This window comes from Micromonospora qiuiae (assembly GCF_016863555.1).
Taxonomy (GTDB): Bacteria; Actinomycetota; Actinomycetes; order Mycobacteriales; family Micromonosporaceae; genus Micromonospora; species Micromonospora qiuiae.
In genome coordinates, this window is sequence record NZ_BOPC01000052.1 from 1 (window position 1) to 12,846 (window position 12,846).

The following is a 12,846-nucleotide window of genomic DNA, read 5'->3' on the forward strand; positions in this document are numbered from 1 at the left end:
GTAACACCTACTGCCGGTCGCTCTTAAGATCGCCGCAGAGACGCTAACCCCGTCGCGGCGGTACACCCGCCACCGTCACAGGATGCCGTAACTCGCGGTCTGCGCGCGAGATGCCGCAACTCGCGGCCTCAGCAGGCCCGGACACCCCGACATACCGCAAGCCGTGCCGCTCACCAAGCGGGATACCCCGGCATGCCGCAACTCGCGCCCACCCGATCGGCCGGAACACCCCAATATGCTGCATCCCGTGCCACCCACCACCCGGGGCGCAGCGTCACCATGCCTGGACCCCGACCTCGCCTATTGCGGGTCTCTACTTACCAGGGCAATCAGTTCATGATCAACGGGGTAGGCGGATGGTGGTGGGGTCAAAGAGTGCAGTTGATGAGAACGGGTTCCGGGTGGAGGGTGACACCGAAGCGGGCATGGACGCCGTCACGGATCTCGCGGGCCAGTGCGATGAGAGCGGCTGTGCTGGCGGCGCCGGTGGGGTTGGTCAGGGCGAGGGTGTGCTTGCTGGAGATGGCGACCCCCTCGGGGCCAGGGTGACCCTTGCCGAAGCCGGCCTTGTCAATCAACCAGGCCGCGCTGACCTTCACCACATCTCCGGCACCCGGCCAGGCCGGCGGCTCCCCGAGGTCGGTGGCGCGCTGGCGCAGCAGGTCGTAGCCGGTGCGGTCCAGCACCGGATTGGTGAAGAAGGAGCCGGCCGAGCGGGTGTCCGGGTCGGTCGGGTCGAGCACCATGCCCTTGCCGGCACGCAACCGCAGCACCGTGGCGCGCGCCTGGGCCAGCGGCACCCGGTCGCCGACGTCGACGCCGAGCGCCCGAGCCAGCTCCGCGTAGCGCACCGGACCGGACAGCGGCGAGCGCTCCAGCCGGAAGTCGACCGAGAGCACCACCCAGCGCTCGCTGTACTTGAAGATGCTGGTCCGATAGGCGAAGCCGCAGTCCGCGGCGGCGACCCGATCGACCGTCCCGGTGATCCGGTCGTACACCTGCACGCCGGTGATGGTCTCGGCGACCTCCTGCCCGTACGCCCCGACGTTCTGGATCGGGGTGGCACCGGTCGAGCCGGGGATGCCGGAGAGGCACTCCACTCCGGACCAGCCGTTCGTCACCGTTGCCGCGACCAACTCGTCCCACGGCTCGCCGGCCTCGACCCGTACCGTGACGGTCTGCTCGTCCTCGGCCAACACCCGCAGCCCGCGGGAGCGGACGAGCAGCACGGCGCCCGGGAAACCGATGTCGCCGATCACCACATTGCTACCGCCGGCGATCAGGAGCAGGTCCTCGCCCGCCTCGCGTACCCGGGCGACGATTTCCTCGGCGCTGCCGGCAGGGATGATCCGCCCCGCCGGCCCACCGAGGCACAATGTGGTGTATTGCGACAGATGACCCGGGGTGACAGGTTCAGCGGCCGCTGCCGGCTGGGCGTAGACGTCAGACACATCTTTCACCCTAGGCTGAGGGGTAGCCGTGGCACCCACAGGTGGCCCGGTCACCCCCGGGAGGATGGCGATGAGCAGAATGCACGGCACCAAGGACTTCTGGATCGGTGCGCTCCGGGCGGAGGGCCCGGCGTTCGCCGCCGCGGTGGCCGAGGCCCCGCCCGAGACACCGGTGCTGTCCTGCCCCGGCTGGACGGTGAGCGACCTGACCCTGCATCTCGCCGGCATCTACCAGTGGGTGCGCTCCATCGCCGGCTCGGGCAAGAGCACCGCGCCGGAGCAGCGCCGGTCGCAACGACCCGAGCCCGCACCGGGGGTCACCGCCGCGCAGCAGTGGCAGCAGGCGTACGACGAGCTGATGGCGCTCTTCGAGACTCTCGACCCGGAGGCACCGGCGTGGAACTGGGCGCCACAGCCGAAAAAGGCCAGCTTCTGGCCGCGCCGGATGGCGCACGAGACGGCGGTGCACCGGTGGGACGCTCAGCTGGCCATCGCCGCCGGTGAACCGATCGAGGCGAAGCTCGCGGCCGACGGCGTGAGCGAGGTGCTGGACACCTGGCTGCCGGCGGGCCGGCGGAAGGCGACCGGGCAATGGCGCGGGGTGGTCCGGCTGAGTTCGACCGACGCCGCTCAGGAATGGTTCCTGCGGCTGCGCGGCGAGGGCGTGGCCCTGCTGGACACCGGCACCATCCTCGATCACGACGAGCACCCCGCCCGAGTGCATGTCAGCGGCACGGCGAGCGACCTGCTGCTGGCGCTCTGGGGGCGGGTCAGCTTCGACACGCTGACCGTCGTCGGCGACCGTGCCCTGCTCGAGGGGGTACGCATCGGCTGATCCCAGGCCGGCCCGGCACCCGCGTCGCCGCTCACCGACCTGTTGCGCCGGCGCCTCGCTGATCAACACCGTTCCGGCGGAATGGCGGTTACCAGGCAAGTCGGTAACCGCCATTCCGCTGTAACGCCGGCCCCGCCCGACCGCTCCCCGCCGTAACGCCGGCCCCGCTTCACCGCTCCCCGCCGCGACGGGCGGCCTCGCCCCGGCGGTCGTCGACGGGCTCGTGGCCATTCTGTGACCCCTCCGAGAGAGCGCTCTCTTGACACCGGCCCGGCAGAGCCGCAGGCTACGCGAGAGCGCTCTCAGAGCTATCCCGCCACCACCCGACCTGAGAGGGGTCACCAGGACAATGGGCACATTTCCGCGCCACCGCCTCGCTGCGGTCGCCCTGGCCGCCGCCGGCGCGTTGCTCGTCACCAGCGGCTGCAGCAGCGACGATGCCGGGGACGGCAAGATAACGCTCACCGTCGACGTCTTCGGACAGTTCGGCTACGAGCAGCTCTACCAGGAGTACATGGACGCCAACCCCGACGTGAAGATCGTCGAACGGGGCACCGGCGGCAACCTCGACGAGTACTCGCCGAAGTTGACCCAGTGGCTCGCCGCAGGCAAGGGTGCCGGCGACGTGGTCGCCATCGAAGAGGGCCTGATGGTCGAGTACAAGGCCAACCCGGACAACTTCGTCAACCTGCTCGACCACGGCGCCGCCGAGCTCAAGGGCAACTTCCTGGAGTGGAAGTGGAACCAGGGGCTCACCGCCGACGGCCAGAAGCTGATCGGGCTCGGCACCGACGTCGGCGGCATGGCCATGTGCTACCGCACGGACCTGTTCGCCAAGGCCGGGCTCCCCACCGACCGCGAGGAGGTGTCCAAGCTCTGGCCGACCTGGGAGGACTACATCGCCGTCGGCGAGAAGTTCAAGGCGGCGAACACCGGCGCCTCGTTCCTGGACGCGGCCACCAACACGTTCAACACCATCGTGCTCCAGACCGCCGGCAACGCGCAGGGCTACCACTACTACGACACCAGCGACAACCTCGTGGTGGACAGCAACCCGGCCGTCAAGCAGGCCTGGGACATCACCATGAACATCATCGACGCCGGCCTGTCCGGCAAGTACGGCTCCTGGTCCGAGGAGTGGGTCTCCGCCTTCAAGCAGTCCAAGTTCGCCACCATCGCCTGCCCCGCCTGGATGACCGGGGTCATCGAGGGCAACGCCGGCCCGGAGGCCAAGGGCAAGTGGGACATCGCCCGGGTGCCGGGCGACGGCGGCAACTGGGGCGGCTCGCACCTGGCCGTACCGCGCCAGAGCAAGCACCAGGATGAGGCCATCAAGCTGGTCAAATTCCTGACCAGCCCGCAGGGGCACATCGGCGCCTTCAAGGCCAAGGGCCCGCTGCCGTCCTCGCCGCAGGCGCTGGACGACGCCGCCATCACCGACGCCACCAACGCGTACTTCTCCGACGCCCCGGTCGGCAAGATCTTCGGGGCCGGCGCCAAGACCCTGAAGCCGGTCTACATGGGCCCGAAGAACCAGGCCGTACGCACCGAGGTGGAGAACGCGGTCCGCACCGTCGAGTTGGGCCAGCGCAGCCCCGACCAGGGCTGGCAGGACGCTGTCGCCAACGCCAAAAAGGCCGCCGCCAAGTAACCGGCCCGACAGCCTCCACCCCCGCCGATCCCGACTTCGCCACGCCCGGTCGACGCGTGGTGGCCGCCGCTGGATCGGCGCGGGTGGGGGCGTGGAAAGGAGTCAACGGGTCATGGCGTTGCAGCTCGACGCGCGACCGCCGGCCGCGCCGGCATCGGGCCGGTCCCGTCCGACGCGGACCGGCCGGCTCAGCCGGATCGACACGAAGTACTCGCCCTACCTCTACATCGCCCCGTTCTTCGTGGTCTTCGCGATCTTCGGGGCCTGGCCGTTGGCGTACACCCTCTGGGTCTCGCTGCACGACTGGGACCTGCTCGGCAGCAACCCCACTTTCGTCGGTGCGGACAACTACACCCGGCTGCTCGCCGACGGCGACTTCTGGCACTCGGTGGTCAACACCCTCGGCATCTTCGTCATCAGCACGGTGCCGCAGTTGCTCCTGGCACTTTGGCTGGCCAACCTGCTCAACCGGCAGCTGCGGTTCCGCACCGGCTGGCGGATGGCGGTGCTGATCCCCAACGTCACCTCGACCGCGGCGGTGGCGATCGTGTTCGGGGTGCTGTTCGGCCGCGAGTTCGGCATGATCAACTGGGCGCTGGACCTGGTCGGCGTCGACCCGATCGGCTGGAAGTCGGACCGGTTCGCCTCCTGGGTGGCCATCTCGGCCATGGTCGACTGGCGGTGGACCGGCTACAACGCGCTGATCTTCCTCGCCGCCATGCAGGCCATCCCCCGCGACATGTACGAGGCAGCCGCGATCGACGGTGCGAACCGCGCCCGGCAGTTCTGGTCCGTCACCGTGCCGCTGCTCAAGCCGACGATCATCTTCTGCGTCATCATCTCCACCATCGGCGGGCTTCAGCTGTTCACCGAGCCCCGGCTGTTCCACTCCGGCACCAACGCGATCCGGGGCGGACCGCTGCGCGAATCACAGACATTGACCATGTACATGTTCGAGAACGCCTTCGCGCCCTACTACAACTTCGGCTACGGCTCGGCGGTGGCCTGGTTGCTCTTCGCCCTGATCGCCATCGTGGCGGCGATCAACGTGCTGATCATCCGCCGCCTCGGCGCCGGTGCCCGGCCACAGGTCGGCCAGCGGAAGGGAGGATCTCGATGAGCGAGCGCAGCGAGCGAATCATTCGGCTCAGTGCGGTGGTGCCTCGTCGCGGCGCCGAGCGAAGCGAGGTGGCGCGATGAGCAAGTTGTGGCGTGCCAGCCCCCTCACCTACGGCGCGCTGATCGCCGCCGCGGTCCTGTCCATCTTCCCGATCTACTGGATGTTCGTGGTGGCCAGCCGCTCCAGCGACGCGATGGGGCAGCTGCCACCGCCGGTGGCCCCGGGCGGCAACCTGGGCGCCAACATCGCCCGGCTGTTCGGCAACACCGACGCGTACTTCCTCACCGGGCTGATCAACTCGGCGATCGTGGCGATCACGGTCACCGTCTCCGTGGTCCTCTTCTCCAGCCTGGCCGGCTTCGCTTTCGCAAAGCTACGATTCCGGGGCAGCAACGCACTGCTGATGGTCATCATCGCGACCATGATGGTGCCCACCCAGCTCGGCATCATCCCGCTGTACATGCTGATGACGAAGTTCAACCTCAACGACCGGTTGCCCGCGGTGATCCTGCCCGCGCTGGTCACCGGATTCGGGGTGTTCATGATGCGGCAGTACGCTGGCCAGGCGGTCAGCACCGAGTTGATCGAGGCGGCCCGGGTGGACGGCTGCGGCACCGCCCGGATCTACTGGAACGTGGTCGTCCCAGCGCTGCGTCCGGCCGCCGCCGTACTCGGCCTGCTCACCTTCATGACCACGTGGAACGACTTCCTGTGGCCGTACGCGGTGCTCAACGACCCGGAGAATCCTACTGTGCAGCTGTCGTTGCGGGCGCTGTCCGACGGCTACTACCAGGACATGTCCCAGGTGTTCACCGGTACGGCCATCGCCACGCTGCCGCTGCTGCTGGTGTTCGTCCTGTTCGGCCGCCAGATCATCGGCGGCATCATGGAAGGTGCGGTCAAGGCGTGAGCCAAATCAGATTTCCCGACAACTTTCTCTGGGGTGCGGCCACCGCGGCGTACCAGATCGAGGGCGCGGCCCGCGACGACGGGCGCGGCGAGTCGATCTGGGACACTTTCAGCCGTACGCCCGGCAAGGTCCACGCCGGGCACACCGGTGACGTCGCCTGCGACCACTACCACCGGTACGCCGACGACGTGGCGCTGATGGCCGAGCTGGGGTTGCAGGCGTACCGCTTCTCGGTGTCCTGGCCCCGGATCCAGCCGGACGGCAGCGGCCCGGTCAACCCGCGCGGCCTGGATTTCTACGACCGGCTCACCGACTCGCTGCTGGGCCGGGGCATCGACCCGATCGTCACCCTCTACCACTGGGACCTGCCGCAGGCGTTGGAGGATCGCGGCGGTTGGACCGCCCGGGACACCGCCGAGCACTTCGCCACCTACGCCAGCGCCGTGTACGCCCGGCTCGGCGACCGGATCGGCACCTGGACGACGCTCAACGAGCCGTGGTGCTCGGCGTACCTCGGGTACGGCAACGGGGTGCACGCTCCCGGGGTGCAGGATCCGGGTTCGGCTTTCACCGCCGTACACCATCTGCTGCTCGCGCACGGCCTGGCGACTCAGGCGCTGCGCGCGGCCGGCGCCGGCCGGCTCGGCATCACTCTCAACCCCGCCGATGTGCGCCCCGCCGATCCGAACAGCGCAGCCGACGCGGCCGCGGTGCGCCTGGTCGACGGCCTGCACAACCGGATCTTCCTCGACCCGCTGCTGGTCGGCGGGTATCCGGACGATGTCCGCGAGCACGTCGCCCGGATCGTCGAGCCGGCATTCGTGCGGGACGGCGACGAGAAGATCATCGCAGCCCCGATCGACCTGCTGGGGATCAACTACTACGCGCCGACCTACGTGGCCGGGCGCCCGGACGGCGCCGGTGGCGGCGGGGCGTACCCGGGCACCGAGGGAGCGGTGCAGTTCCTGCCGCCGGTCGGTCCGCTGACCGACATGGGCTGGATGATCGAGCCGGCGGGGCTGACCCGGCTGCTGGAGCGGATCTCCACCGACTACCCCGCGGTGCCGCTGCTGATCACCGAGAACGGGGCGGCCTTCCCCGACAAGTCCGGCGCGGATGTGACCAGCCCCTTGCAGGACTCCGATCGGATCGCCTACCTCGACGGCCACCTGCGCGCGGCGCACGAGGCCATCTCCCGCGGCGTCGATCTGCGCGGCTATCTCGTATGGTCGTTGCTGGACAACTTCGAGTGGGCCGAGGGGTACCGAAAGCGATTCGGCATCGTGCACGTCGACTACCTCACCCAGCGGCGTACCCCGAAGTCCAGTGCCCGGTGGTACCAGGAGGTGATCTCCCGGAACGGGCTGTGACGACGAGGTGGTACTTCCTATGACGGGGGCACAACGGCCCACTCTGGAAGCGGTGGCACGGCGGGCCGGGGTTTCCCGGGCCACCGTCTCCCGAGTGGTGAACGGCTCGACCACGGTCGCCGAGCCGATCCAGGAGGCGGTCCGCCGGGCGGTGGCCGAGCTGGGGTACGTGCCGAACCTGGCCGCGCGCACCCTGGTCACCCAGCGGACCGACTCGATAGCGCTGGTCATGCCGGAGGAAGCGACCCGGGTCTTCTCCGACGACCAGGTGTTTCCCGGCATCATCCGGGGCGCGGCGCAGGAGCTGGAGGCCGCCGACAAGCAGCTCGTGCTGATGCTGGCCGGCTCGCCGGCCGGGCACGAACGGGTCGAGCGGTACACCACCGGCCGACACGTCGACGGCGTGCTGTTCGCCTCGCTGCACGGCGCCGACCCGCTGCCCGCCAAGCTCGCCGCGCTGGGCATCCCGGTGGTGTGCAGCGGCCGGCCGCTCGACGGGGCCGATGTGCCGTACATCGACGTCGACCAGGTCGGCGGGGTGACCCGGGCGGTACGGCACCTGATCGACAGCGGCCGGCGACGGATCGCCACCATCGCCGGCCCACAGGACATGGTCGCCGGGATCGAACGGCTGGCCGGCTACCGGGACACGGTGGCCGCCGCCGGGCTGCCGGAGATGGTGGCGGTCGGCGACTTCACCCGCGAGTCAGGGACGGCGGCGATGCGTGAACTGCTCGCCGCCCACCCCGACCTGGACGCCGTCTTCGCCGCCTCGGACCTGATGGCGCACGCCGCCCTGCGTACGCTGCGCGAGGCGGGACGACGGGTGCCGGACGACGTCGCGGTGATCGGCTTCGACGACATCGAGACCGCCGCCTACACCGATCCGCCACTGACCACCGTCCGGCAACCGATCGTGGAACTCGGCCGGCAGGGCACCCGGCTCCTGCTCCGCCTGGCCGCCGGCGAGGCGGTCGAGCCCGCCCTCATCCTCCCCACCGAATTGATCATCCGCGACTCCGCCTGAGGTGTAAGGAAGGGCCCCTTATTAACGCCTGCGGTAGAGGAAGGGCCCCCTATTAACAAATCGCCGAGGGCCATCCGAGGCGGCTAGCCTGCCGCGCATGTCCCATCCGGTACGACTGCCGCTCTCCGACGTCGCCGAGTACGCCTACCTGGCGACCGTCGATCCGTCCGCCCGCCTGGTCTTCACCGCTGGTGCCTGCCCGCTGGCCCCCGACGGGCGGACCGTCGCCCCGGGCGATCACGCCGCCCAGGCCCAGCAGGTGATGGCCAACCTGGAGAGCGCCCTCGCCGCTGGCGGCGCGACTCTCAGCGACGTGGTCAAAACCACGGTGTACGTGGCCTCGTCCCGGCGGGACGACCTGGTCACGGTCTGGAAAGTGGTCCGGGACGCGTTCGGTGACCACGATCCGCCGAGCACCCTGCTCGGGGTGGCCGTGCTGGGCTACACCGACCAACTCGTCGAGGTCGAGGCGATCGCCGCCGTGCCGGCCTCCTGACCCGCCGCCGGGCCGGGTGCGCTGCTCGCCAGTGCCGCAGAGGCGGCTGCACGTGGAGGTCGACGGCGCGCCCCACATGGATGCCCGGCACTGGGGCGGCGGACCTCCGCCGGCAGAAGACGACAAGAAATGCACCCACCGCATGTGCGGAGAGGGAGGAAAGGCGTGGCGGGGCTTGCGGCGGGTCGGATAGCGTGCGGCGCATGTCGAGTCCGGCCAGGTTGCCATCGGTGCTCGTCCGCGCCGCACACCCCAATGACGCACCGGCGGTGGTGGCGCTGCGTACCCTCGTGTTTCCGTTCCTGGTGCGCGGCGTCGCCTCCACCCGGCAGCTGATCGAGACACCGCCGGCGGGCCAGCACTGGGCCGGCTTCGTGGCGGAGGTCGACGGGAACATCGTCGGTTGGGTGTCGGTGTCGCGCAACAACCAGACGACCGAGGCTGTTGGCGAAGTCTCGCTGCTGCACGTGCATCCCGATTGCCGGCACCGCGGAATCGGTGCCGCGCTGCTGGCCAGGGCGCTGGCGCAGCTCGCCCCGCTCGCCCCTGCCTGGGTGCGCGGGCGGGCGCTGCCGGAAGCGCTGCCGTTCGCCCGGCGGCACGGCTTCGCGCCCAGTCGTGAGGAGCGCTTCTCGGCCCTGGAACTGCATGTGCTGCCGCCGCTCGCGGAGGCGCCCGAAGGGGTCCGGCTGCTCTCGCTGGCCGAGGTCGACCCGCGCCGCGTGCACCGGGTGGAACTGCTGGCCAGCGCCGACGAGCCGGGCGACGTGACCGGCGGCGCGATCGGGTACGAAGAATGGCGCGCCGACACCTGGGACAACGTTGGGCTGGATCGGGCGGCCAGCACGGGTGCCGAGGTCGACGGCGAGCTGGTGGCGATCAGCCTGGTGAAGCGGGACGGTACGCGGATGTGGTCGGACTACACCGCCACAGTGCCGGCGTTCCGGGGGCGCGGGCTGGCCGGGCTGGTGAAGCTGGCCGCGCTGCACCGGGCGGCGGCGCGCGGGGTGACCGTCGCGTACACCGGGAACGACGCGGCGAACGCGCCGATGCTGGCGATCAACAACCGGCTCGGCTACCGGCAGGTGGCCAGCCAGTGGTCCTGCGTACGCACACTGCGGCAGGCCAACTGAGCCCGAGCATGCGCCGGCTACAGTGCGCGGCATGGGTGCACTCCGGCCGTGGCACGTCACGACGCTGCTCTGTGTCATCGCGTCCGTCGCGCTTGTCGCCGGCCTGGTCCGGTTCTTCGTGACCAGGTCCAATCGCGACCGGTAGCCGCGGCCCGCAGGCATCCGCGCGACGGTCGGAGTGGGCCGGCCGCCTGCACCCGTTCGTCGGTGTCGACGCCGAAAGCAGCGGCCGAGCCTCGGAGGTCAGTCCTTCGTGATCGGTTGGCCGAGCGAGCGGCGGGCCAGCAGGGCGGCGCCGGCCACCGCGGCCGGCATGAGCAGTACGGCCCCGAGCGGGATCAGGAAGCAGACGAAGACCGCCACCCCGAAGCCGAGCGCGGTGGGGCGGTCGGCTTTCAGTGCGGCCCGACGGTCCGGCAGCCGCTTGCCCCGCCGGTAGAAGGGTGCGCCCACCAGCTCCACGGCGAGCAGCCAGCCGCCCACCGCCGCGCCGATCACCGGGACCACGGTCTGCCCGACCAGCGGGATGAAGCCGGCGGCGAAGAGCGGGATGCCGACCAGCACCGCCAGCGCCATCAGACGGAGCGAGTCGACGATGCTGTGCCGCAGCGAGGGCCAGAACGGCACCTCGACGGGGTCGGGTGTGCCGCCGTACCGCTCCTCCACCCGCTCGGAGATCTTCTCGTAGAACGGGTCACCGATGACCAGGGTGACGGCGGTGAAGGTGAGCACCGTGAGCAGCCCGCCGAGGCCGAGGAAGGCCAGCGCCGCGATCACCCGGACCACGCTTCGGGCGGCCGCCGACCAGTCGTCGGCGAAGGGGGTCACCGCGGCCGCCAGGTCACCGACGAAGAACACCAGGGTGGCGTACGCGGTGAGGAAGATCGCCCCGGAGATCAGCGCCGGCACCACGCCGAGCAGCATCAGGCCGGGACTGCGTGCGTACAGACCGATGCCTCGCAGCAGCAGCGCGGCGCCGCCGGCGAACCGACGTGCCGCGCCCACGGCGGTGCCGGAGATCGCATTCACGCCGAGAAGCCTAAGGCCTGACCGCCGCATCAACCGGTTGACGGATCCAGGGGATCAACCGGAGCCGACCAAGATCGCCTACAGCTGGTCGATTCGCCGCCGGCGGCGTCTCGCGATCCTTGGGAGGTACGCGGAACGCAACGGCGAAAGGCGGGGCCATGCCGGTGATCGAGGTGACCAACCTGCACAAGCGGTACGGCGGGACCGTGGCGGTCCAGGACGTGTCGTTCGACGTCGCGGCCGGCGAGATCTTCGGCGTGCTCGGCCCGAACGGCGCGGGCAAGACCACCACGGTGGAGTGCGTCGCCGGGCTGCGCGTCCCTGACGGGGGCGAGGTGTCGGTCCTCGGGCTCGACCCTCGCCGGGACGCCGCCCGGCTACGCCAGTTGGTGGGGGTGCAACTCCAGGAGAGCCAGTTGCCCGACCGGCTCCGGGTCGCCGAGGCGCTGGAGATGTACGCCTCGTTCTACCGCGACCCGGCCGATCCGGCCCGGCTGATCGACGAGCTGGGCCTCGGCGAGAAGCGGAACACCCCGTACCAGAAGCTCTCCGGCGGCCAGAAGCAGCGGCTCTCCATCGCGCTGGCGCTGGTCGGCAACCCGAAGATCGCCATCCTGGACGAATTGACCACCGGGCTGGACCCGCAGGCCCGCCGGGACACCTGGGGCCTGATCGAGCGGGTCCGCGAGCGCAGGGTGACCATCCTGCTGGTCACCCACTTCATGGAGGAGGCCGAGCGGCTCTGCGACCGCCTCGCCGTGATCGACAAGGGGCGGGTGGTGGCCCTGGACAGCCCCTCCGGGCTGGTCTCGGCCGTGGCACCGGAGCAGCGGATCCGGTTCCGGCCGTCCGCACCGGTGGACGACCGGCTCCTCACCGACCTGCCGCAGGTGACCGCGGTGACCCGCAGCGGCAGCCAGGTGGTGGTGACCGGCACCGGTGACGTGCTGCACGCGGTCACCTCGGTCCTCGCCCGTAACCAGATCATCGCCGCCGACCTACGACTGGAGCAGGCCACGCTCGACGACGCGTTCGTCGAGCTGACCGGGCACCGGCCCGCCGAGTGAGAGGGAGCGACATGCGCGCCTTCGGGCAGATCCTCAAGATCGAGACGAGACTGTACCTGCGGGACCTCGCCGCCCCGCTGATCACCATCGCGTTGCCGCTCCTGCTGCTCGCGGTGTTCGGGCTGATCCCGGCGATGCGGGCGTCCAATCCGGACTTCGGCGACCGATCCTTCATCCAGTACTTCACACCGTCGCTGCTGGTCATCACGCTCGCCATGACGGCGGTGAACGTCCTGCCCACGGTGCTGGCCACCTACCGGGAACGCGGCGTGCTGCGTCGCCTGGCCACCACGCCCGCGAGTCCCGCCGCGCTGCTCGCCGCCCAGCTGATCATCTCGCTCGCCACCATCCTGATCAGTGCCGTCCTGCTCATCGTGGTCGGCCGGCTGGCCTTCGACGTGCCGCTGCCCCGGCACCCGCTCGGCTTCGCGCTGGCCCTCGCCCTCGGTACGGCAGCGCTGCTCGCGCTGGGACTGCTGGTGGCGGCGGTGGCCCCCACGAACAAGGCGGCGCAGGCGATCGCGGTCCCGCTGTTCATGCTGGTCCTGTTCTTCGGCGGGGTCTACGTGCCCCGGTTCCTCCTGCCGGACTTCCTGGTCCGGATCGGCAGCTACACACCACCAGGTGTGCAGGCGCTGCTCGACGCCTGGACCGCGGATGCGCCGCAGCCGCTGCACCTGGCGATAATGGCGGTCATCGCCGTGCTCGCTGGCACCGTCGCGGCGAAGCTGTTTCGCTGGGAGTGAGCGGGGGTCCG

12 protein-coding genes are annotated in these 12,846 nt (G+C 70.3%); 10 read left to right on the forward strand and 2 right to left on the reverse strand.

Going from position 1 to position 12,846, the window contains the following annotated elements; all coding sequences use genetic code 11:
- Positions 1-368: 368 nt before the first annotated feature.
- Positions 369-1,451, reverse strand: coding sequence for a UDP-N-acetylmuramate dehydrogenase (locus tag Vqi01_RS18930; protein ID WP_204036146.1), 1,083 nt, complete (start codon positions 1,449-1,451; stop codon positions 369-371).
- A 70-nt stretch (positions 1,452-1,521) separates the two neighbouring features.
- Between Vqi01_RS18930 and Vqi01_RS18935 the strand changes: the two genes are divergently transcribed.
- From Vqi01_RS18935 to Vqi01_RS18970, 8 genes are all read left to right on the forward strand, one after another.
- Complete coding sequence (locus Vqi01_RS18935) at positions 1,522-2,286, forward strand: maleylpyruvate isomerase family mycothiol-dependent enzyme (RefSeq protein WP_204036147.1); 765 nt, start codon at positions 1,522-1,524, stop codon at positions 2,284-2,286.
- Between the two features lie 349 nt (positions 2,287-2,635).
- Positions 2,636-3,937, forward strand: a complete 1,302-nt coding sequence (locus tag Vqi01_RS18940) for an ABC transporter substrate-binding protein (protein ID WP_204036148.1) — start codon at positions 2,636-2,638, stop codon at positions 3,935-3,937.
- A 112-nt stretch (positions 3,938-4,049) separates the two neighbouring features.
- On the forward strand, positions 4,050-5,057 hold the full coding sequence (locus tag Vqi01_RS18945; RefSeq protein ID WP_204036149.1) for a carbohydrate ABC transporter permease: 1,008 nt from the start codon (positions 4,050-4,052) through the stop codon (positions 5,055-5,057).
- A gap of 76 nt (positions 5,058-5,133) precedes the next feature.
- Positions 5,134-5,967, forward strand: coding sequence for a carbohydrate ABC transporter permease (locus Vqi01_RS18950; RefSeq protein WP_204036150.1), 834 nt, complete (start codon positions 5,134-5,136; stop codon positions 5,965-5,967).
- Entirely contained in the window at positions 5,964-7,337 is a 1,374-nt protein-coding gene (locus Vqi01_RS18955) for a GH1 family beta-glucosidase (protein WP_204036151.1), read from the forward strand. Before Vqi01_RS18950 ends, Vqi01_RS18955 begins: the two co-directional genes overlap by 4 nt.
- A 19-nt stretch (positions 7,338-7,356) precedes the next feature.
- Entirely contained in the window at positions 7,357-8,364 is a 1,008-nt protein-coding gene (locus Vqi01_RS18960) for a LacI family DNA-binding transcriptional regulator (RefSeq protein WP_204036152.1), read from the forward strand.
- 97 nt (positions 8,365-8,461) lie between these two features.
- Positions 8,462-8,860, forward strand: a complete 399-nt coding sequence (locus Vqi01_RS18965; protein ID WP_204036153.1) for a RidA family protein — start codon at positions 8,462-8,464, stop codon at positions 8,858-8,860.
- Positions 8,861-9,063: 203 nt separating this feature from the next.
- Positions 9,064-9,993, forward strand: a complete 930-nt coding sequence (locus Vqi01_RS18970) for a GNAT family N-acetyltransferase (RefSeq protein ID WP_372444381.1) — start codon at positions 9,064-9,066, stop codon at positions 9,991-9,993.
- A 243-nt stretch (positions 9,994-10,236) separates the two neighbouring features.
- On the opposite strand, the gene Vqi01_RS18975 is transcribed toward Vqi01_RS18970, so the two are convergent.
- Positions 10,237-11,013, reverse strand: coding sequence for an EI24 domain-containing protein (locus Vqi01_RS18975; protein ID WP_239098497.1), 777 nt, complete (start codon positions 11,011-11,013; stop codon positions 10,237-10,239).
- A 167-nt stretch (positions 11,014-11,180) separates the two neighbouring features.
- Between Vqi01_RS18975 and Vqi01_RS18980 the strand changes: the two genes are divergently transcribed.
- Together Vqi01_RS18980 and Vqi01_RS18985 are read left to right on the forward strand one after the other, a co-directional pair.
- Complete coding sequence (locus Vqi01_RS18980; RefSeq protein ID WP_204036155.1) at positions 11,181-12,089, forward strand: ABC transporter ATP-binding protein; 909 nt, start codon at positions 11,181-11,183, stop codon at positions 12,087-12,089.
- An 11-nt stretch (positions 12,090-12,100) separates the two neighbouring features.
- Entirely contained in the window at positions 12,101-12,835 is a 735-nt protein-coding gene (locus Vqi01_RS18985; RefSeq protein WP_204036156.1) for an ABC transporter permease, read from the forward strand.
- Positions 12,836-12,846: the final 11 nt, after the last annotated feature.